Below are 20790 nucleotides of genomic sequence, written 5' to 3' on the forward strand. Positions count from 1 at the left end.
CTCCTTGAGGGACTCAGAGTCCCTCAAGGAGGCCTTCACGGACGTCGCCCCGGACGCGGTGTCAGTGTGATCGTGTCTCAATGACCAGCGCGTCTTCTCGTTCGTGGTGCGGAAGACGGGGTAACGTGCCCAGCCGTGCGTGCCACCCTAGAGAGCCCTCCGGAACACGTCTGTTCGGCGTTCGGCGGACGTGACGGTGACGCGGAGCCGATGCCCGGAACCACCTCCTGGCGCTACGCCGATCTCGTGCTCAAACCGGTCGAGGACAAGTCGCGGACCCTGTGGACGGCCCGTGCGCTGGAAGCCGTCGACGAGCCGGGACTGCGGGTCGCGAAGCCGGTCCGGTCCAGCGACGGCCGGTGGGTGGTCGGCGGCTGGTCGGCGAACCGGTTCGTGTCCGGCACGGCCGAACACCGCTATGACGAGGTCGTGCACGCTGCGGTCAAACTGCACCGCGCGACGGCGGGGCTGCCGCGGCCGGATTTCCTGGGACGGCGCACCGATCTCGAGGCACTGGCCGACAAACTCGCCTGGGGCGAGGCGGACCTGCCTCTCGACGAGAACAAGGGCGGCCGCTGGTTCGAGGTACTGGCCGGCTCCCGAAGACCGGTCAAACTGCCGGACCAGGTCGTCCACGGGGAACTGCTCGCCGGTGTGCTCTTCGACGGCGCCGAAGCCCCCGGCATCGTCGATTTCGTGCCGTACTACCGGCCGGGTGAATGGGGCGCCGCGATCGTCGCGGTCGACGCGCTGGCCTGGGGTGGCGCCACCATCGAACTGCTCGAACGCTGGGCGCATCTGCCCGAATGGCCCCAGCTCCTGCTGCGCGCGATCCTCTTTCGCCTGGCCGCCAACGCTCTCGACCCGCGGTCGACGCGAGCGGCGCACGACGGGCTCCGCGCCGCCGCCCGCGACGTCAGCGCCGTGCTGTGAGTCCGCGGAGGCCCTGAAGCAGAGGCCTCCGCGGACACGGCTCACTCGGTGCGCAGGTTTTCCGCCTTCGCCGCCGAGCGCACGGACGGCAGCGTCGACGCCGTCACCAGCAGCACCATCACGATCGCCGCCGCGGCGAGCACCCCGACCGCGGCCCAGTCGATGTACAGCGATCTCCAGTACATCCGCGTGCCCACCGCGGCGATCCCGATCCCGGTCGCCGTCGCGATCACGATCCCCAGCAGCAGCGGGATCCCGTTCTGCCACACCAGGGACCGGAGGATCACGCGGACCGGGACCCCGGTGGCGGACAGCGCGCCGAGGGCCCGCCGTCGTTCGCGGACCTGTTCCTGGGCGAGCACGAGCAGGCTCACCCCGGCCAGCAGCAGGACGAACAGCGCGCCGCCGAGCAGGATGTTCCGCGCGTCCCCGAACATCCGGGCCTCGTCCGTGATCCGGTTCTTGTTGTACGCGGCCACGTTGGCCTCCCAGCCGAGCGAGGCGACCGAGTTCCGCACCAGTTCGACGAAGTCCGGATTCGCGGCCCCGTCACGCAGGCTCATCGTGACCGAGGCGGCGGTCAGATCGACGCCCGCCATCGCGGACGGCGTCGCGAACACGCGCACCCCCTGGTACTGGGCGAGGCCCGCCGGCTTCGAGCCGAGCGGTCGCGGCGTCACCGGAACGGTCCAGGGCTGTTCCTTCTTGCCGAGGTCGGTGAGCGTCATCGACTGTCCTTTGTGGAACGACGGGGTCTCGGCGAACACGTCGCCGTCGTGGCATCCCGTCATTCCCGTCGACGCTTCGATCGTGGGGCAGTCGGCGACGGCGAACGACGAGAGCGCGTTGTCCATGGTGACGAACAGCGAGCGCATGGACTGGAAATCGGCCGCGCCCGGCACCGCGCGCACCGCGGCGATCGCCTTGTCCGCCACCGGACCCTCCGCGTTGACGATCGTCCGGCCCGCCGTCGTGTCCTCGTAGGTGCTCATCGCCTCCTGTCCCGCCATCAGGCTCTGCAACCCGATCGCCCCGGCGAGCACCACGCAAAGGCCCGCGACCACCCGCGACGGGGTCCCGCTGTCGCTCTGCAGGCGACGGATCGCGAGCTGGAACGACGGTGACCCGCCCTTGATCCGGGACACGACACGTTCCAGCAGCCACGGCAGCAGCGCCGGGATCCCGAGCATCAGCAGGACCGCCCCGGTGATCAGCGCCCAGCGGCCGAGTTCGCTCGCCAGGCCGAAGTCGGGGAGCACCAAGGCGAGCCCGGCGAGGACCGGCAGCAACCGCCACCACAACCGCCGCTTCGGCGGCGTGGACTCGCGGACGACGCCGAGTGGTTCGACGATCGTGTGCCGCTGGGCGAACCACGCCGTCACCACGGTCAACGCGGGGACGAGCAGCACGATCAGTACCACCAGCGGCCACGGCGGCGTGAGGTCCTTCGGATAGAGCCCGTAGCGGAACACCTGGAGGTCCGGCACCGCACCGCGCACCAGCAGGAACAACGCGGCGCCGATGACGAGCCCGGCCACGGCGCTCACGAGCGATTCCGCCGCGGTGATCCGGCGCAGCTGCCGGACGGACGAGCCTGCCAGCCGTACCGCGGCGAGCCGCTTGTCACGGGCGGCGCCGCCGAGCCGGGAGATCGTCCCGATGAAGATGAACACCGGCGTGAGCAGGACGAAGAGCCCGATCAGCAGCAGCGCCAGGATTCCCTGCTCGAGCACGCCGTCGTAGCCGCGTTCGGCGCCGAAGCCGTAGACCATCGGCCCGGAGGGCAACGTGTCCGTGCCGACGTAGGCCAGCAAGTCGTTCGGGTTGACCATGGTCCCCGCCGCGATCACCCCGACCGGCTTGCCCGGCAGCCGTGGCGCCAGCAGGCCACTGGTGTCGGACGCGACGAGTTCGTCCAGCTTCGGCGAAAGGAAGACCTCGCCCGGCGCCGGCAGGCGGTCCAGGCCCGGCGGGATCGGCGAGTTCGGCCCGGTGGGCCGCAGGTGGACGAGCGAGATCGGCTGCCCGCGGAAGTCGGTCGTCGCCGCGCGGTAGGCCAGCGGGGCGACGCCGGGGACCGGCTCGCTCCGCACGTACGAGGCGAACGCCCGCTGGTCCCGGTTCTCCTTGACGGTGCTCGCGGAGGCGCCTGCCAGCAGGATCGCCACCGCGATCCCGATGCCGACGGCGCTCAGCGCGAGCCTGACGATCGAGCCCCGGCCGCCCCCGACGGCCAGCCGGAACCCCAGCAACAGGTCTTCGCGCCCGGTCATCGGATCACCGCCGGTTCGCGTGTCCGGCCGTCCCGCACGATGATCTCCCGGTCTGAGTAGGCGGCCACCCTCGGTTCGTGGGTGACCAGGACGATGGCGGCGTTCGTCTGCTTCGCCGTCTTGGAAAGCAGGCCCATGACGAGTTCGCCGCTGAGCGTGTCCAGCGCGCCGGTGGGCTCGTCGGCGAAGATCACCGACGGTTCGGTGATCAGCGCCCTGGCCATGGCGACCCGCTGGCTCTCCCCACCCGAAATCTGGCCGGGCAGGCTGTCGTCCGAGTCGCCGACCTCCAGCCGGTCGAGCCAGTCCCGCGCGAGCCGCTCGGCGGGGCGGCGCTTGATGCCGCCCAGTCGCAGTGGCAGCGCGACGTTCTCCAGGCAGGTCAGTTCCGGAACGAGCTGCCCGAACTGGAAGACGAAGCCGAACTCGGTGCGCCGCAAGGCACTGCGTTCGGCGTCGGGCATGTTCGAGAGCGCGCGGCCGCGGAACAGTACCTGCCCTTCGTCGGGCCGCACGATGCCGGACAGGCAATGCAGCAACGTCGACTTCCCCGAGCCCGACGGGCCCATGATCGCGACGATCTCGCCTGCTTCGAGGGTCAGCCCGGCCCCGGCCAGCGCCTGATCGGGGCCGAAGGCCTTGTGCAGGCCCAAGCCTTGTAACAACGGTGTTTCCACTTTGTGGTCCCCAGGTCAGCGCGTCAGCTGATGCGCGAGTTCGTCGAGTCGGGCGGCGGTGAGTTCCAGCCACCGCAGGTCCGCTTCCAGATGGAAGAGCGCGTGATCGCAGATCAGCTGGTCGGCGAGGTCGCCTGCGGTCTTGCGGGCGGTGAGCTCACGCATGGCGCGGAGGTGGGAGCCACGCTGGGCGTCGAGCAGATCCTGGGCGCCCCGGCCGGACAGGATCGCGAGGACGACCTTGGTGTAGAGCGTGTTCTGCAGGTAGACCGAGGGACTTTCCGGACTTTTCAGCCATTCCTCGACATTGGTGACGCCGGCGCCGGTGATCGCGTACCGCTTCCGGTCGGGACCGCCGCCCGCTTCGACGCCGTTCTCCTCGACAAGGCCGTTCTTCAGTAGCCGGTTCAGCGTCGAGTAGACCTGCCCGTAGTGCAGCGGCCGGTCTTGGCGGAACTGCTTGTCGTAGAGCTGTTTGAGGTCGTAACCGTGCTTGGGGCCTGCTTCGAGCAGGCCGAGCAAGGTGTTCCCGATGGACATGCGGGCGACTATACACACAGTTTATACACGGGGTGAATAGTTGCCCTTGTGAGTGGTGAGGACCGTTGGGGAGGGACTCTCGCGGCGGAGGGGGCCCGGCCTCACGGTGTGACGTCCATCGACGGCGGGCAATGTCAAACGCCTGAAACATTCAGGAGTTTTCAGGTAACACGGCCTACCTACCTTCAAGCGCTACCGACGCCTGGAGGAGGTGCCCGTGCCGCTCGCCGCTTCTGTCACCACCCGCTCGGTGGACACGCACTGCCCGTACTGCGCCCTGCAGTGCGGGATGAGCCTCGACGGTGCCCGCGTCGCCCCGCGCGACTTCCCGGTCAACGCGGGCGGCCTGTGCCAGAAGGGCTGGACGGCGGGGGAGCTCCTCACCTCGCCTTCCCGTTTGACGACTCCGCTGATCCGCACCGACGGCGAACTCCTGCCCGCGACCTGGGACCAGGCGCTCGACCTCGTCGCGCGGCGGCTGACGGAGATCCGGGCCGCGAAGGGCGCCGACTCGGTCGCCGTCTTCGGCGGCGGCGGGCTGACCAACGAGAAGGCGTACCTGCTCGGCAAGTTCGCCCGTGTCGCGCTGGGCACCTCGCAGATCGACTACAACGGCCGGTTCTGCATGTCGTCGGCGGCCGCCGCCGGGATCAAGGCGTTCGGCGCCGACCGCGGGCTGCCGTTCCCGGTCACGGACCTCGCCGACGCCGACGCCGTCCTGCTGATCGGCGCGAACCCGGCCGAGACGATGCCGCCGTTCACCCAGCACCTGCGCGGCGCGGACCTGATCGTCGTCGACCCGCGCCGCACCCCGACCGCGGAGCTGGCCGGACTGCACCTGCAGCCCGCGCCGGGCACCGACCTCGCTCTTGCGCACGGGATCCTGCATGCCGTCGTCGCCGACAGCCTGCTCGATCAGTCCTATGTGGATGAGCGCACGAACGGCTTCGAGGCGCTGTGGCGGTCGGTCGCGGCGTGGTGGCCGGAACGCGTCGAGCAGGTCACCGGGGTCTCGGCCGCGGACCAGCGTCGCGTCGCCGCCAAACTCGCCGCGGCCCGCAACGCCTACGTCCTCACCGCACGCGGTACTGAACAGCACGCCAACGGCACGGCGATGGTCAACGCCTGGATCAATCTTTCGCTCGCCCTAGGGCTTCCGGGGCGCAAGGGGTCCGGGTTCGGCTGCCTGACCGGGCAGGGCAACGGGCAAGGCGGCCGCGAGCACGGCCAGAAGGCCGACCAGCTGCCCGGCTACCGCAAGATCGACGATCCCGCCGCCCGCAAGTACGTCGCCGGAGTCTGGGGCGTGCCGCCGGAATCCCTGCCGGGGCCTGGCCGCTCGGCCGTCGAGCTACTGGAAGCGCTCGGGACCGAAGACGGGCCGAGCGCGCTGATGGTGTTCGGCAGCAACCTCGTCGTTTCCGCGCCCCGCGCCGGGAACATCCAGGCGAAAGTGTCCTCTTTGGACTTTCTGGTGGTCTCGGACCTGGTCCTTTCGGAGACCGCGGCGATGGCCGACGTCGTCCTGCCGGTCACCCAGTGGGCCGAGGAAGACGGCACGATGACCAACCTCGAAGGCCGGATCCTGCTGCGGCGCAAAGCGATCGACCCGCCGCCGGGTGCGAAGACCGATCTTTACGTGCTTTCCGAACTCGCCCGCCGGTTCGGCCAGCCCGACGGCCGGTTCCCGACCGACGCCGAGACCGTCTTCACCGAGCTCCGCCGGGCGTCCAAGGGCGGCGTCGCCGACTACTCGGGCATCACCTACGACAGGCTCCGCGACGGAGAGGCCCTGTACTGGCCGGTTCCGGCGGAATCGCATCCCGGAACGCCGCGGATGTTCCTCGACCGGTTCGCCCACCCGGACGGCCGCGCGCGGTTCGTCCCGGTGGACCACGTCGGCCCGGCCGAACCGCCCGACGCCGAATTCCCCTTGCAGGCCACCACCGGCCGGGTCTTGCAGCACTACCAGTCCGGGGCGCAGACCCGGCTGGTCAAGGAACTCAACGACGTCGTGGCGGAGGCCTTCGTGGAAGTTCACCCGGACACCGCCGCGCGGGCGGGACTGGCCGAGGGCGACCTCGCGCTCGTGCGGTCCCGGCGCGGGGAGACCGTCGCCCGTGTCCGCTGCGTGCCGTCGCTGCGCCCGGACCTGGTGTTCCTGCCGTTCCACTTCCCTGGTGAGGGCCGGGCGAACCTGCTGACCAACCCGGCGCTCGACCCGACCAGCCGGATGCCCGAGTTCAAGGTGTGCGCGGTCGCGCTCGCCCCGGCCGAGGTCGTCGCGTGAGCCCCCGGTCGGTGGTCATCGCCGGATACGGGATGGCGGGCGCGCGGCTCGCGGACGAGATCCAGCGCCGCGATCCCGATGGCGAGCGCGTGCGGCTCACCGTCGTCGGCGCGGAGCAGCACACCGCCTACAACCGGGTGCTGCTCTCGTCGGTGGTCGCCGGCACCATGCGGCCCGACGCGGTCCGGCTGCACGACGACGAATGGCCGTCCCGCACCCGCGCCGACCTGCGCCGGGGGGTCGCCGCGACGTCGATCGACCGCGCGGCGCGGCGGGTCCATCTCGACGACGGGTCCACTGTGGACTACGACTCGCTCGTACTCGCCACCGGCGCGAACCCGTGGATGCCGCCGGTCGAAGGGCTCGAAGCCGGTCCGGACGTGGTCGCGTTCCGCACCCTCGACGACTGCGCCCGCATTCTCGAAGCCGCCAAACTGGGCGCGCCGGTCGCCGTGCTCGGCGGCGGCCTGCTCGGCCTGGAGGCCGCGCGGGGCCTGGCGGGGCGCGGAAACCTCGTCACCGTCGTACATCCGATGCCGCACATCATGGAACGGCAGCTGGACGCGGAATCGGCGCGGGTGCTGACCAGGAAGCTCGAAGAACTCGGCGTCGGCTTCCGGCTCGGTGTCGGTGCCGCGCGTTATGTCAGTGGCGACGGGCTCAAACTCGACGACGGCACGCACGTGCCCGCCGATCTCATCGTCGTCTCCACGGGCGTCCGGCCCGAGACGAAACTGGCCGCGGACGCCGGGTTGACCGTCGAGGGCGGCATCGTCGTCGACGATCTGCTGCGCACCAGCGACGGCCGGATCCACGCGATCGGCGACTGCGCCCGGCATCCCGGCGCTTTCGGCGGTCTCGTGCAGCCCGCCTGGGAACAGGCCGCCGTTGTCGCGGATCTGGTCACCGGCACGAAATCCGCGTCGCGCTACCGCGGCACCCAGGCGGTCACCCGGCTGAAGGCCCGCGGCATCGATCTCACCGCGCTCGGCGAGACGACGACCTGCGCCGACGATCCGACCGCCGAGGTGCTCACCTTCAGCGACCCGGCGGGCTGCCGCTACGGCAAGCTCGTCGTCCGCGAAAACCGGGTGGCCGGCGCGATCCTGCTCGGCCTGCCCGACGCGGCCGCGTCGATCACCCAGCTCTACGACCGGGGCACGCCGGTGCCCGAAGACCGGCTGGCCGTCCTTTTGGGACGCGCGCTGCCCGCCGGGGCGCCGTCGGCGTCGAGCCCGGCCGATCTGCCCGCGTCGGCGGTCATCTGCCGCTGCAACGCGGTGACCAAGGGGCGGCTCGTCGAGGCCTGGCGCGCCGGCGCCACCGACGTCCCCGCCCTCGCCGGGGCGACCCGCGCGACGACCGGCTGCGGCGGTTGCAAGGACGCCGTCGGCGGGGTCGCGAAATGGCTGGCCGCCCAGTGAACCCGAACGCATCCACCATCGAGGAGGACCGCATGACCGCTCGCGGTAAACGCTGGATCGAGCACTGGGACCCGGAGAACGAGCGGTTCTGGGAGGAGACCGGCAAGAAGATCGCCCGGCGGAACCTCTGGTTCTCCATCCTCGCCGAGCACATCGGCTTCTCCGTCTGGACACTGTGGTCGGTCATGGTCCTGTTCATGGGACCGCAGTACGGTTTCTCGGCCGCGGACAAGTTCCTGCTCGTCTCGACGCCGACATTGGTCGGCGCGTTCATGCGGCCGTTGTACACCTTCGCCGTCGCGAGGTTCGGCGGCCGGAACTGGACGATCGTCAGTGCGATGCTGTTGCTGGCGCCGACGATCCTCGCCGCGATCGTGATGGAGCCGGGCACTTCGCTCGGCACGTTCCTGGTGGTCGCCGCGCTCGGCGGGGTCGGCGGCGGGAACTTCGCGTCGTCGATGACGAACATCAACGCGTTCTACCCGGAGAAGCACAAGGGCTGGGCGCTCGGGCTCAACGCGGGCGGCGGGAACCTCGGCGTGGCGGCGATCCAGCTGATCGGCCTGCTGGTCATCGGCACCGTCGGCGCGACCGCGCCCCGGCTGGTGCTCGCGATCTACCTCCCGCTGATCGTCCTCGCCGCGACCTGCGCGTACTTCTTCATGGACAACCTCGCCTCGATGAAGGGCGACACCAAGGCGATGCGCGAGGTCGTCAAGGATCCGCACACCTGGGTGATGTCGTTCCTCTACGTCGGCACGTTCGGTTCGTTCATCGGCTACAGCTTCGCTTTCGGCCTGGTGTTGCAGAACCAGTTCGGCCGCACTCCGTTGCAGGCGGCCGCGGTCACGTTCCTCGGACCGCTGCTCGGCTCGTTCTCGCGGCCGACGGGCGGCCGGCTGGCCGACCGGATCGGCGGCGGCAAGATCACCTTCGTGACGTTCGTCGGGATGGCCGCCGCGACCGCGGTGCTGATCCTCGCGTCGACGTCGAACTCGCTGGCGCTGTTCACCGTCGCGTTCATCGTGCTGTTCGTGCTGACCGGCGTCGGCAACGGCTCGACGTACAAGATGATCCCGGCGATCTTCCGCGCCAAGGCGAAGGTCGCGATCAGCGAGGGCGCGGACGAAACCCTCGAATTGCTCAAGGCACGCAAGCTGTCCGGCGCGTTGATCGGGCTGGCCGGGGCGATCGGCGCGCTCGGCGGGCTGTTCATCAACCTGGCCTTCCGCCAGTCGTTCGCGGACACGAAGAGCGGGGTGCCGGCGTTCGTCGCCTTCCTGGTCTTCTACGGCCTGTGCTTCACCGTCACGTGGGCGGTGTACCTGCGCAAACAGCAGACGGAGGTGGCGAGCACCCGAGGTCTGGCGCTCGCCGGAGCGGAGGTCTGATGCGGAAACTCGTCGTCGCGGGACACGGTATGGTCGCGCACCGGCTCGTGGAAGCGGTGCGCGCGGAGGACAAGACCGGCGAGTGGGAGGTCGTGGTGCTCGCCGAAGAGGCGCGGCCCGCGTACGACCGCGTCGCCCTGACGTCCTATGTGGACACTTGGGATCCCGCGTCGCTCGCTCTCGAAGGCGCGGACTACGCGGACGACCCGCTGGTCGATCTGCGGCTCGGTGACGCGGTCGCGTCGGTGGACCGGGAGCGCAAGGTCGTCGTCACCGAGGCCGGGTACGAGCAGCCGTACGACGCGCTCGTCCTCGCGACCGGTTCGCGGCCGTTCGTCCCGCCGGTGCCGGGACACGACCTTCCCGGCTGCTTCGTCTACCGGACGATCGAGGATCTCGACGCCATCCGGGAAGCCGCGCAGCGACCCGGCCGGGGTCGTCGTTCGGCGGTCGTCATCGGTGGCGGGCTCCTCGGGCTGGAAGCCGCGAAGGCGTTGCGGGACATGGGTCTCTCGCCGCACGTCGTCGAGATGGCGCCGCGACTGATGCCGCTGCAGGTCGACGAGGGTGGCGGCGGCCTGCTGCGACGGCTGATCACCGAACTCGACGTGACCGTCCACACGGGAACGTCGACAGACGCGATCGAGCCGGACGGCTCTCGCTATATCGCGAAACTGGGCAACGGAACCGAGCTGGACGTCGACCTGGTCGTGTTCTCGGCCGGGATCCGGCCGCGAGACGACCTCGCCCGCTCGTCCGGGCTGGAAGTCGGCGCGCGGGGCGGCATCCTGGTCGACGACACCTGCCGGACGTCGGATCCGGCGGTGTACGCGATCGGCGAATGCGCGGCCGTGGACGGCAAGGTGTACGGCATCGTGGCGCCTGGTTACGCGATGGCGGAGATCGTCGCCGCGCGGCTGACCGGCGGCGAAGGCACGTTCCCCGAGCCGGACATGTCGACGAAACTCAAGCTTATGGGTGTCGACGTCGCCAGTTTCGGCGACGCGCACGCGGCGACCGAGGGCGCGCTGGAGGTCGCGTTCAACGACGCCGTCGCCGGGACCTACAAGAAGCTCGTGATCTCGGACGACTCGAAGACGTTGCTCGGTGGGGTGCTGGTCGGGGACGCGAGCGAGTTCAACACGCTGCGCGCGATGGTCGGCAGGCCGCTGCCCGCCGGGCCCGGCGCGATCCTCGCCCCGGCCGGTGGCGGCGCGGCGGTCGGCGTCGACGCGCTGCCCGACGAGGCGCAGATCTGTTCGTGCAACGCGGTTTCCAAGGGCGCGATCACGCACGCGATCACGGATCAGGGATGCGATTCGGTCGCCAAGATCAAGGGCTGCACACGGGCGGGCACGGCGTGCGGATCCTGTGTCCCGCTGCTGGGCAAGCTGCTGACGGCTTGTGGCGTCGAGCAGTCGAAGGCGCTGTGCGAGCACTTCTCGCAGTCTCGCGCGGAGCTGTTCCAGATCCTGCAGGCCACGCGGATCAGCACGTTCAGCGAGATGATCGACCGCTACGGCAGCGGGACCGGCTGCGCGATCTGCAAACCGGCGATCGCGTCCATTCTGGCCACGCTGGGCAACGGGCACATCCTCGCCGGCGAGCAGGCGACTCTGCAGGACACCAACGACAAGTTCCTGGCGAACCTGCAGCGCAACGGGACGTACTCGGTGGTGCCGCGTATCCCCGGCGGCGAGGTCACGCCGGAGAAGCTCATGGTGATCGCGCAGGTGGCGATGGATTTCGGGCTGTACACCAAGATCACCGGCGGACAGCGGATCGACCTGTTCGGCGCGACCGTCGACCAGCTTCCGCTGATCTGGCGGCGGCTCGTCGACGCCGGGTTCGAATCCGGTCACGCGTACGGGAAGTCGTTGCGCACGGTCAAATCGTGTGTCGGGTCGACGTGGTGCCGCTACGGCGTGCAGGACAGCGTCGGGCTCGCGATCGAGCTGGAACTGCGCTATCGCGGCCTGCGTTCGCCGCACAAACTGAAGTCCGCGGTATCGGGCTGCGCGCGGGAATGCGCCGAGGCGCGGAGCAAGGACTTCGGCATCATCGCCACCGACAAGGGCTGGAACCTCTACGTCGGCGGGAACGGCGGCGCGACCCCGCGCCACGCGGATCTGCTGGTGTCCGAAGTGGACACTGAGACGCTGATCCGCACGATCGACCGGTTCCTGATGTTCTACGTCCGCACGGCCGACCGGTTGCAGCGCACCGCGCCGTGGGTCGAGGAGATGGAAGGCGGGCTCGACCACCTGCGCGCGGTGATCGTCGACGACAAGCTCGGCATCTGCGAGGACCTCGACGCGGCGATGGTCAAACACGTCGGTGACTACGCCGACGAATGGCGCGGGGTGCTGGAGGACCCGGAGAAGCTGGCGAAGTTCAGCTCGTTCGTCAACGCGCCGGGCACGCCGGATCCGACGATCTCGTTCCGCACCGAACGCGACCAGAAAGTGCCCGTGCTGCTGGGCATCCCGGAGGTGAAGCAGTGACGACCTCGATCGAGCGCACCTGGACCGCCGTCTGCGCGGCCGGCGCCGTCCCCGAATGGTCCGGTGTCGCCGCCCTGCTCGACGACGGCGTGCAGGTGGCGATCTTCCGGCTGCCCGGCGGCCGGTGGCACGCATTGTCCAATCTGGACCCGATCAGCGGTGCCGCGGTGCTCTCGCGGGGGATCGTCGGTGACGCGGGCGGTGTCCCGGTGGTGGCTTCGCCGGTGTACAAGGAACGGTTCGACCTGCGGACCGGCGAATGCCTCGACGCGGAAGGGGTCTCGGTCGCGGCGTACGCGGTGCGGGTGACCGGCGGTGTGGTGGAGGTGGAAGCTTCACCGTGACAGAAGTCCTTCCCCTGGCAGGGTTCGCCATCGGGATCACGGCGGCGCGCCGAGCGGACGAGCTCGGCGCGCTGTTCGTGCGTAAGGGCGCGACAGTGCGCTACGGCCCGGCGATCCGCATCGTGCCGCTCGCCGACGACACCGAACTCCGGGCGGCCACCAGGCGCCTGCTGGAAGACCGGGTCGACGCCGTCGTCGCGACGACCGGGATCGGTTTCCGCGGCTGGGTCGAGGCGGCCGAAGGCTGGGGGCTGGGGGAGGAGCTGCTGGACAGACTGGGGAATTCTTCGCTGCACGCGCGTGGCCCGAAGGCCAAGGGCGCGATCCGCGCGGCCGGGCTCTCGGAGGACTACTCGCCCGCGTCGGAGAGTAACGCCGAGGTGCTGCGGCATCTCCTTGAGTCCGGTGTGGATGGTCAGCGGATCGCGGTGCAGTTGCACGGCGAGCCGCTTCCGTACTTTGTGGACAGTCTCCGCGCCGCGGGTGCCGACGTGATCGAGGTGCCGGTGTACCGCTGGGTCGGCCCGGCCGATCCCGGACCGCTCGATCGGCTGCTGGACGCCGTCCTCGACGGCTCGGTGGACGCGCTGCCGTTCACCAGCGCGCCCGCCGTCGCGTCCATGCTGGCCGCGGCGAGGCGGACCGGACGGCTGCCGGGAATCCTGCGCGCGCTGGAAAACCGGGTCGTGGTGGCCTGTGTCGGCCCGATCACCGCGGCGCCGTTGGCCGCACTCGGGATCCCGACGGTCCAGCCGGCGCGGTCGCGGATCGGGGCACTGGCGCGGACGGTGTCCGACACGCTCGAAGCCCGTTCACCGAGGCTGACGGCGGGCGGGCGGAGTATCGAGCTGCGCGGTCAGGCGGCGCTGGTCGACGGGCAGTGGCGCGATATCGCGCCCGCGCCGATGGCCATGCTGCGGGCGCTGGCGGAGTCGCCGGGACGGGTGTTCTCGCGGCGGGAACTGATCTCCGCGCTGCCCGACGGCGGCGAGGAACACGCCGTCGAAACCGCCATCGGGCGTCTGAGGAGTTCCCTGGGCGCCCCGAAACTCGTCCAGACGGTGGTGAAACGGGGCTACCGGCTGGCCGTCGACCGGTGACCAGGGAAGGTCACGGGGTGAAGAGGTCGGTCTTGGTGATGAGGACGTGATTGGCGTCCGGGCCCGCGTTGGCGAGCACCGCGGCGCCACCGGCGATGAGGACGCGGCCGTCGGCGAGCTTGACCGCGCCGAACTTGGCCCGGCCGATGGTGAGGCCGATCAGCGGACCCCAGGCACCGGTGGCGGGATCGAAGATCTCCGAGTTCTGGTACCCGGCGTCGTAGCCGCCGTATTCGAGCCCGCCGATCGCGAGGATCTTGCCGGAATCCAGCCGGATGAGGCGGAATTCGTCGCGCGGGATCCGCATCGGCGCCGCGTCGGTCCACTTCCCGGTCGCCGGGTCGTACCGTTCGGACTCGCCGAAGCTGAACGGGTTGTAGTTCCAGTTCACCGGTCCGCCGGAATGACCGCCGGTGAGCAGGACCGTCCCGTCGGGCAGGGTGACCGCCTGCGCGCCGACGCGCGGCCGCCCAGTTTCGAGCGGGGTCGGTGTACCGATCGGGGTGGTCTGGCTCCAGGTGTTCGCGGCCGGGTCGTAGATCTCGCAGAACGTCAGGCCGACCAGATCGCCACCGGTTTCGATGGTGCCCGAGGCGACCAGGACCTTCCCGTCCGCCAGCAGGACGGCGGGGAATGAGGCCCTGGCGTGGATCATCGGCGCGACCACGGTCCATGTGCCTGTCGCCGGGTCGTAGATCTCCGCCGAACCGATGACGAGCGATTCGATCGGCGGGCTGTCGGTCGCGCCGCCCATCACCAGCACCCGGCCGTCCCGCAGCAGGACCGCGTTGTGGTTGCTGCGGCCGGTGGTCATCGACCCGGTCGGGCTCCAGGTCCCGGTGGCCGGGTCGAAAAGCTCCGCCGAGGCGAGGGCGTTGGGCGAGATCGTCGGATGGCCGTGGAAGCCGCCAGCCGCGAGCACCTTCCCGTTCGGCAGCACGGTCAGTGTGTGCAGGCGGCGGCTGGTCGCGAGCGATCCGGTGACCGTCCACTGACCACTGCCCTGGTCGTAGAGGGCGGCTTCGGCGTAGGTCACCGCGCCGCGGTTGTTGCCGCCGCCCGCGGCGAGGACCCGCCCGTCCTGCAACAGGACGGGGCCTTCGCAGATGCCGTCCCATTGGCGCGGCCACGGCAGATCGCCGGTGGCCGCCCAGCCGCTCGTGGCCGTCTGTGTTCCGGTCTGTGCGCTCATGATCCCGACGGTCGCCGGTGTGATCTTCGGCGGCAAGCGGTTGCGCGATGGCCTACCCCTTGGTCACCCCGAACGGGACCGATCGGACCGTCGTCAGGACCAGACGAAGCGGAAATCGGGGAACTCCCGCGCCGCGGCGACCCTGGCGGCCTCCGCTTCCGCGGCCTTCCGCACGGCCGGGCGGAGCGCGTCGAACGCGGTGACGGTGAAGTCAAGCCGCTTCTTCCCGCTCGCCTTGGCCCGCCACACACCGGCGATCTCACCGTCGGCCAGCAGCGCGCCTGGACTGCCGAGGATCTTCCAGACCTCCTTCTGCCTGGCCTTGTCCGGCACCACCACGGCGCGGTCCCGCGCCTGGACGAACGGGTCCAGCGGCGGCAGCAGGCGTACGACGTCCGGCTCCGGCGGATTCTCCAGCAGCGGAAGCCGGTCTTCCGGCAGGAACGCCTTCTTGCCGTCGACGCGGACCTCGGCCAGGCCGCCCGGCCACATCGCGTCGACCCCGGCGCGGGGCGTCGCGACGTAGGCGGCGGCGTCACCGGGGGCGGCCGGACCGTTGATCCGCAGGTAGCCCTCGACCACGCGCGCCGCGGCCTTGGCGTCCGGCGAGGTTCTCACGGGCTTTCGTTTTTCCAGGGGCGCCAACGTCGCCGGGGTCGCGCCCGCCTCCAGCCGGACCCCGGCGTGGATCGACGCGACCCGCATCAGCTGCTCGTAGATGTGCACGACACCGCAGCCGCGGCAGGCGTACGAGAGACCGTCGGGGATCAGCTTGGTGACCGCGCCGCTCACCGTGCCCTTGGTCTGCACACCCGTCACGACTTCGCGGATCGCCTTCGCCGCGGTGAACAGCGCGTCCGTCGCGGACATCCCCGCGGCCTCGACCTGCTTGCGCTGCCAGAGGATCCGGGCCATCGCGTCCTTCTCGTCGAGCGGCACGAGGGCGGCCCGGATCGCGTCCAGTTCCGCGCGGCGGTGGAAATGCGGCGCGCCGCGATGCGTCCACGCGAGCACGAAGCGCTCGTCGTCCCAGACGGCGGGGGTGATGGCGCCGTCGATCCGGGCGGCGAGGCCCAGCAGCGCGGTGTCCCGCACGGAATCCTGCAGCCCGAGGTCGAACACGGCCGCCGCGGCCGGATCCGTCTCCTCCCGGTGCAGTCCGTGAGCGGCGATCCGGTACGCGAGCACCTGCTCGCGGTCGACCTCGAGCACAAGTCCTCCTTACAGCGAGAATTCGAACGTGTAGGACATCGCCGGGTCACCGAGGGCGCCCGAGGTGGTGCCGGTTCCGGTGATCCCGGCGAGTTCACCCGTTCCGGAGCCCGCGACGACCTCGAACGTCGAGGCGAAGCCCTTCTCGTCGAAACCGCAGTCGTGCTTGATCACGAAGCTTCCCTTGCGTCCGTCCACACTGCCCTCGAAACGTTCGAAGCCCGGAGCCGTCGTGCCGCCGCCGTCGTAGCCCTCACCCGCGTAGTACAGCAGGTAGTCGAGGATCGACTCGCCCTCGATCAGCCCGTTGTAGCCGAACGTGGCGTGCGCGTAGGCCACTCGCGGGCCGCCGTCGGTACCGCTGACGATGGCTTCTTCCCAGTTCTTCACGGCGAAAGTGTTCATGGGTTCACCCTGTCAGCGATACCTGTCAGGTTGTGTCAGGTTTTCGGGGATACTGGATCCATGCGCGCGAGCAGACTCCTGTCGGTCCTCCTCCTGCTGCAGAACCGCGGCCGGATGACGGCCGAGGAGCTGGCGACGGAGCTGGAGGTTTCGGTCCGGACGGTCTATCGCGACGTCGAGGCGCTGTCCGCGGCCGGCGTCCCGGTATACGCCGATCGCGGGCGCACCGGCGGGTATCAGCTGGTCGACGGCTACCGCACCCGGCTGACCGGACTGACGGAAGAAGAGGCGCAATCGCTTTCGCTGGCAGGCCTGCCCGGCGCGGCCTCCGAACTCGGGCTCGGCACGGTCCTCGCCGCCGCGCAGCTCAAACTGCACGCGGCCATGCCCGCGGAGCTGCGTGCCGGGGCGAGCAAGATCTCCGGGCGGTTCTTCCTCGACGTCCCCGGCTGGCATCGCGGGATCGAGAGCCTGCCGCGACTGTCCGAACTGGCCGACGCGGTCTGGCGCGGGCGGCGGATCAAGGTCCGGTACGAACGCTGGGGACAGCGGAAGGTCGAGCGCGTCCTCGACCCGCTGGGCCTGATCCTCAAGGCGGGGAACTGGTACCTCGCGGCGCGATGCGACGGGACCGACCGGACCTACCGCGTTTCCCGGATCGAGGAGCTCGAAGAACTCGGCGAAACCTTCGAGCGGCCGTCCGACTTCGACCTCGCGCACTACTGGCAGGAGTGGTCGGAGCAGTTCGAGAAGCGGATGTATTCGCGGGTGGCGGTGGTCCGGCTGAACGGGTACGCCCGCATACTGCTGCCGTTCTATCTGGGCGCCGTCGGCGCGCGGGCGTTGCGGGAAGCCGTCGCCGAACCGGATGAAGACGACTGGCTGACGATGGAACTGCCCGTCGAACCGGGAGACTCGGCGGTCGGCGAACTGCTGCGCTTCGGCGGGAACCTCGAAGTGCTCGAACCGGCGGATCTGCGCGAGCGGCTGGCGGAGGAGATCAGGAAGATGGGCGCGCGTTATGGCTGACCTGGCAGGCATCACGATCGGGATCACCGCGGAGCGGCGGGCCGACGACTTCATCGCGGCGCTCGAACGGAACGGCGCGACCGTGCTGCACGCGCCCACCATCCGCATCGTCCCGCTGCCCGACGACACCGAACTCCGGGCGGCGACCGAAGCCGTGCTCGCCGGGCCGGTCGGGTTCACCGCGGTCACCACCGGCGCCGGGTTCCGCGGCTGGCTTTCCGCGGCCGAAGGCTGGGGGCTGCGCGAACCGCTGCTGGAACGGCTGGCGGCGTCGCGGATCTTCGTCCGTGGCCCGAAAGCGGCCGGTGCGGTGCGCGGTGAGGGGCTGCGGGAGGAATTCTCCGCGCCCGAGGAGAGCAACGCGGAACTGTTCGAGGGACTGCGCGACGCCGGGGTCCGAGGGGAACGGGTCGCCGTCCAGTTGCACGGAACCCTGCTGCCCGAACTCACCGGGCTGCTGCGGGACTCGGGCGCGGACGTCGTCCAGGCGCAGCCGTATCGCTGGCTTTCGCCCGCGGACGTCGAACCTGTGCACGCGCTCGTCGAAAGCGTGATCTCCGGTCAGGTGCGCGCTTTGGCGTTCACCTCCGCCCCGGCGGCGGCGAATCTGCTGGTACTGGCGGGTTCGCGACGCGAGGAACTACTCGCCGCCCTGCGTGGTCCGGTGCTGTGCGCGTGCGTCGGGCCGGTGACCGCTGCGCCGTTGGAAGCAGCCGGAGTACCGACCGTCCAGCCCGAACGTCAGCGGCTCGGCGCCTTGGTGAAACTTCTCGTCGCGGAACTGCGCATTCGGCCGTCTTGACGCGGCCTGCCCGCTTTGCCAATCTCGACTCGGACGCACGGGAGGGCGGCGGATGTCCGAGTCGGTCACCTTTCTGCGAGCCATGTTGCGAAAGGGATCTTCAGTGCTGGGCGCCAGCCCGGCCGACGAAGCGCCCAACCCCGACTCCGTTCCGGACTGGCGCTATCGCGAAGATTCCGCGGATTCGATGCTCATGCGCGCGATCCGCTATTCCGCGCTCGGCCCGATCTTCTACCGTGTCGCCGCGTTTCCGAAGGTGTACATCGGTTTCGCGGTCTCGAACGGGTCGGCGGGGATCGTTCCGGTGCTCGGCACGACGATCTTCGCGGTGCTGCTCAACGTCTTCGCGGTCTGGTGGGTGGTGCGGGGCCGCGGGATCCGGGCGAAGACGTCGGGGCGGCTGATGTACGTGGATCTCGCGGTGGGCGTGGTGCTCACGACGCTCGTCGCCGTGGCCGCGCCGACCGAGGTCCAGCCGTACGCCGTCGACGTCGCGTGGACGTGGATCGTCGGGACGGTGGCGTTGTGGACGATGTCGTTCGGACTGCCGGCCGCGCTCGTGCTGCTGATCGCGGCTTTCCCGTTCCGGGCCTTCCTGACCTGGATCGGCGGGCTCCCGCTCGACCATCCGCTCGCGGTGAGCCGGTCGGTGGGCTGCATGGTCGCGCTCGTCGTGGCGATCGTGACCACGGCCGGGATCCTGATCCTGCTCGGCGTCGGGACCCGGTTCGCGCTGGGGATCGGGATGCGCCGCGGGCAGCGTGCCGAACGCCTGCGGACCCAGCGGGTCCTGCACGATTCCGTGCTCCAGACCTTGGAAGCGATGGGGCTGGAGGCGCCGGACGACGAGTCCGCCACCGCGCAACGGCTCGCGGAAATGCGCGCGACGGCGCGGGCACAAGCCGTCGAACTCCGGCGCGAACTGGCGGGCCCGGACGCGCCGTCGGCCCGCGGCCTCGCGGCGGACCTCGCCGAAGTCGCCACCGAAATGGCGCGCGACGGCCTCCGCACCCAGCTTGTCGCGGCCGAGACCGAAGAGGACTACCGCCTCTCGCACGCGCGCCGGACCGCCATCCGCGACGCCGTCCGCGAAGCGCTCCGAAACACCGTGAAGCACGCCGGGACGAAGCAGGTCGTGCTTCGCGTCGAAGAGAGCGATGGCGGTATCGCGGTCATCGCGCGGGATCAGGGGACGGGCTTCAGCATGCTGGATCGGCCGCCGGGGTTCGGGATCAGCCAGTCGATCATGGCGCGGCTGGCGGAGGTCGGCGGGCGGGGGACGATCGATTCGCATCCAGGGCGGGGTACCAGAGTGACCCTTTGGGTTCCGCACTGAGGCTTTTTGGGGCGCTTGGGGTTCCGTGAAGGCCTCCTTCCCTACCTTGAGGGTAGGGAAGGAGGCCTTCACGGACACGCGCGGCGAGGGGTGACAGCAAAGGTCCCTTGCTCTCTTTTCGCAGGTCAGTCGTCCTCGGAGGCGGGAGCTTCGCCGGACTCCGCCTGCCGCATCGCTTCTCGGCCCGCGGCCTCTTCGCTCATGCCCTGCCGCCAGTACCCGGTGAAGCAGATCGCCCGCTTGTCGACCCCGCGCTCCCGCACGAGATGCCGCCGCACCAGCTTCACCATGCTCGCCTCGCCGGACACCCACGCGTAGGGCGTCCCGCCCGGCAGCTCCGCTTTGCGCACGGTTTCGAGTACAGCCGCGCCCACCGGCTCGGAACCGCGCACCACCCAGTGCAGCTCCACGGTCCCCTGCGTTTCGAAGACCTGCCGGTCCTCGCGGTCGCCGATCTCGACGTAGACGAGCGCCCGCGTCCCGGCGGGCAGCGCCTCGACGATCGCGCCGATCGCCGGGATCGCGGTCTCGTCGCCGATCAGCAGCTGCCAGGTCGTCCCCTCGGGCACGTCGTAGAGACCGTGCGGCCCCAGGAGGGCGACCCTGTCGCCCTCCGAGGCCTTCGATGCCCACGCCGAGGCGGGACCCTCGTCGCCGTGCAGCACGAAGTCGATGTCGACCTCCTGTGCCGACGGCCGCAGCGCGCGCACGGTGTAGGTGCGCATCGGCGGCCGGACGTCGTCCGGCATCGCGAGGTAGGTCTTGTACCAGGACATCACTTCGTCCCCGCCCAGCGGCGCGGGCAGGACCGGCTCCGCCTGGCCGGGCTGCGGGAAGAAGACCTTCAGGTACTGATCGGGGGCCTGGTCCACCAGCGACGCCCCGGAGAAGGTCACCCTGCTCATATGCGGGGTGAGCCGCCGGACGCCGGTCACCTTCGCCTCGATGTAACTCATTAGGCGAGGCTAACCTAAAAAAGACCGCCCAGGCCAGCGTCGTCATCGGGATCACGCTGCCACCGGTATTTTCGCAGGTCGACGCGCTGGCCGTCGGGAATGACGCCCTCCTCGCGCAGTCGTTGCAGCTGTTCGTCGAGCAGATGCGGGGCCGGTGTCCCGTCGGCGCGCAGAATGCGGTGCCAAGGCAGGTCGTGACCGTCCTCGCTGAGGATCCGCCCGATCAACCGCGGTGACGGGGCCCCCGAAACCGACGCTATATCCCCATAAGTCGCGACCGAGCCGGCAGGCACGCTCGCGATGACCTCGCGCACCCGCTCGTGCAGTTCGTCATCCATGGGACCACTTTGCCGTGCCGCTGCGAGGTTGTGTCGGCGGGGCG

18 protein-coding genes are annotated in these 20790 nt (G+C 70.2%); 10 read left to right on the forward strand and 8 right to left on the reverse strand.

Annotated features, from left to right (window positions below; genetic code table 11):
- The first annotated feature begins 135 nt into the window (after positions 1–135).
- On the forward strand, positions 136–933 hold the full coding sequence (locus AMYAL_RS0123560) for a TIGR02569 family protein (RefSeq protein WP_020633722.1): 798 nt from the start codon (positions 136–138) through the stop codon (positions 931–933).
- Between the two features lie 41 nt (positions 934–974).
- Here AMYAL_RS0123560 and AMYAL_RS0123565 read toward each other — a convergent pair whose 3' ends face one another.
- From AMYAL_RS0123565 to AMYAL_RS0123575, 3 genes are read right to left on the reverse strand one after another with little or no spacing between them, the layout of a single operon-like run.
- A complete protein-coding gene (locus AMYAL_RS0123565) occupies positions 975–3206 on the reverse strand; it encodes an FtsX-like permease family protein (protein WP_020633723.1) in 2232 nt (743 codons plus the stop codon).
- Positions 3203–3883 carry an ABC transporter ATP-binding protein gene (locus AMYAL_RS0123570; protein WP_026467379.1) on the reverse strand — a complete coding sequence of 227 codons (681 nt, stop codon included), beginning with the start codon at positions 3881–3883 and terminating at the stop codon, positions 3203–3205. Before AMYAL_RS0123570 ends, AMYAL_RS0123565 begins: the two co-directional genes overlap by 4 nt.
- Before the next feature lie 15 nt (positions 3884–3898).
- Complete coding sequence (locus AMYAL_RS0123575; protein ID WP_020633725.1) at positions 3899–4423, reverse strand: PadR family transcriptional regulator; 525 nt, start codon at positions 4421–4423, stop codon at positions 3899–3901.
- Positions 4424–4640: 217 nt separating this feature from the next.
- Between AMYAL_RS0123575 and AMYAL_RS0123580 the strand changes: the two genes are divergently transcribed.
- From AMYAL_RS0123580 to AMYAL_RS0123605, 6 genes are read left to right on the forward strand one after another with little or no spacing between them, the layout of a single operon-like run.
- Positions 4641–6713 carry a molybdopterin oxidoreductase family protein gene (locus tag AMYAL_RS0123580; protein ID WP_020633726.1) on the forward strand — a complete coding sequence of 691 codons (2073 nt, stop codon included), beginning with the start codon at positions 4641–4643 and terminating at the stop codon, positions 6711–6713.
- Positions 6710–8137 (forward strand): FAD-dependent oxidoreductase, encoded by a 1428-nt coding sequence (locus tag AMYAL_RS0123585; RefSeq protein ID WP_020633727.1) that lies wholly within the window; start codon positions 6710–6712, stop codon positions 8135–8137. The genes AMYAL_RS0123580 and AMYAL_RS0123585 overlap by 4 nt, the downstream gene beginning before the upstream one ends.
- A 32-nt stretch (positions 8138–8169) precedes the next feature.
- Positions 8170–9528, forward strand: coding sequence for a nitrate/nitrite transporter (locus AMYAL_RS0123590; protein WP_026467380.1), 1359 nt, complete (start codon positions 8170–8172; stop codon positions 9526–9528).
- Positions 9528–12032, forward strand: a complete 2505-nt coding sequence (gene nirB, locus AMYAL_RS0123595; RefSeq protein WP_020633729.1) for a nitrite reductase large subunit NirB — start codon at positions 9528–9530, stop codon at positions 12030–12032. The genes AMYAL_RS0123590 and nirB overlap by 1 nt, the downstream gene beginning before the upstream one ends.
- On the forward strand, positions 12029–12376 hold the full coding sequence (gene nirD / locus AMYAL_RS0123600) for a nitrite reductase small subunit NirD (protein WP_020633730.1): 348 nt from the start codon (positions 12029–12031) through the stop codon (positions 12374–12376). Before nirB ends, nirD begins: the two co-directional genes overlap by 4 nt.
- Positions 12373–13476 (forward strand): uroporphyrinogen-III synthase, encoded by a 1104-nt coding sequence (locus tag AMYAL_RS0123605; RefSeq protein ID WP_020633731.1) that lies wholly within the window; start codon positions 12373–12375, stop codon positions 13474–13476. Before nirD ends, AMYAL_RS0123605 begins: the two co-directional genes overlap by 4 nt.
- Positions 13477–13486: 10 nt before the next feature.
- On the opposite strand, the gene AMYAL_RS0123610 is transcribed toward AMYAL_RS0123605, so the two are convergent.
- The 3 genes from AMYAL_RS0123610 to AMYAL_RS0123620 form a co-directional block, all read right to left on the reverse strand.
- Positions 13487–14668: a Kelch repeat-containing protein gene (locus AMYAL_RS0123610; RefSeq protein ID WP_143267951.1), complete on the reverse strand. Its 1182-nt coding sequence runs from the start codon at positions 14666–14668 to the stop codon at positions 13487–13489.
- A gap of 93 nt (positions 14669–14761) precedes the next feature.
- Positions 14762–15880 carry a DNA glycosylase AlkZ-like family protein gene (locus AMYAL_RS0123615; RefSeq protein ID WP_020633733.1) on the reverse strand — a complete coding sequence of 373 codons (1119 nt, stop codon included), beginning with the start codon at positions 15878–15880 and terminating at the stop codon, positions 14762–14764.
- A 9-nt stretch (positions 15881–15889) separates the two neighbouring features.
- The gene (locus AMYAL_RS0123620) at positions 15890–16285 is read right to left on the reverse strand and encodes a DUF3224 domain-containing protein (RefSeq protein WP_020633734.1); all 396 of its coding nucleotides are present in this window, start codon (positions 16283–16285) and stop codon (positions 15890–15892) included.
- Positions 16286–16345: 60 nt separating this feature from the next.
- Here AMYAL_RS0123620 and AMYAL_RS0123625 point away from each other — a divergent pair, with 60 nt between their 5' ends.
- From AMYAL_RS0123625 to AMYAL_RS0123635, 3 genes are read left to right on the forward strand one after another with little or no spacing between them, the layout of a single operon-like run.
- Positions 16346–17314 (forward strand): helix-turn-helix transcriptional regulator, encoded by a 969-nt coding sequence (locus tag AMYAL_RS0123625; protein ID WP_020633735.1) that lies wholly within the window; start codon positions 16346–16348, stop codon positions 17312–17314.
- A complete protein-coding gene (locus tag AMYAL_RS0123630; protein WP_020633736.1) occupies positions 17307–18116 on the forward strand; it encodes a uroporphyrinogen-III synthase in 810 nt (269 codons plus the stop codon). Before AMYAL_RS0123625 ends, AMYAL_RS0123630 begins: the two co-directional genes overlap by 8 nt.
- Before the next feature lie 52 nt (positions 18117–18168).
- Positions 18169–19452: a sensor histidine kinase gene (locus AMYAL_RS0123635; protein ID WP_026467381.1), complete on the forward strand. Its 1284-nt coding sequence runs from the start codon at positions 18169–18171 to the stop codon at positions 19450–19452.
- Between the two features lie 125 nt (positions 19453–19577).
- On the opposite strand, the gene AMYAL_RS0123640 is transcribed toward AMYAL_RS0123635, so the two are convergent.
- Positions 19578–20408, reverse strand: coding sequence for a siderophore-interacting protein (locus tag AMYAL_RS0123640; protein ID WP_020633738.1), 831 nt, complete (start codon positions 20406–20408; stop codon positions 19578–19580).
- 14 nt (positions 20409–20422) lie between these two features.
- On the reverse strand, positions 20423–20746 hold the full coding sequence (locus AMYAL_RS0123645; RefSeq protein WP_005167658.1) for an MGMT family protein: 324 nt from the start codon (positions 20744–20746) through the stop codon (positions 20423–20425).
- Positions 20747–20790: the final 44 nt, after the last annotated feature.

The organism is Amycolatopsis alba DSM 44262, from assembly GCF_000384215.1.
In the GTDB taxonomy this organism is placed as follows: domain Bacteria; phylum Actinomycetota; class Actinomycetes; order Mycobacteriales; family Pseudonocardiaceae; genus Amycolatopsis; species Amycolatopsis alba.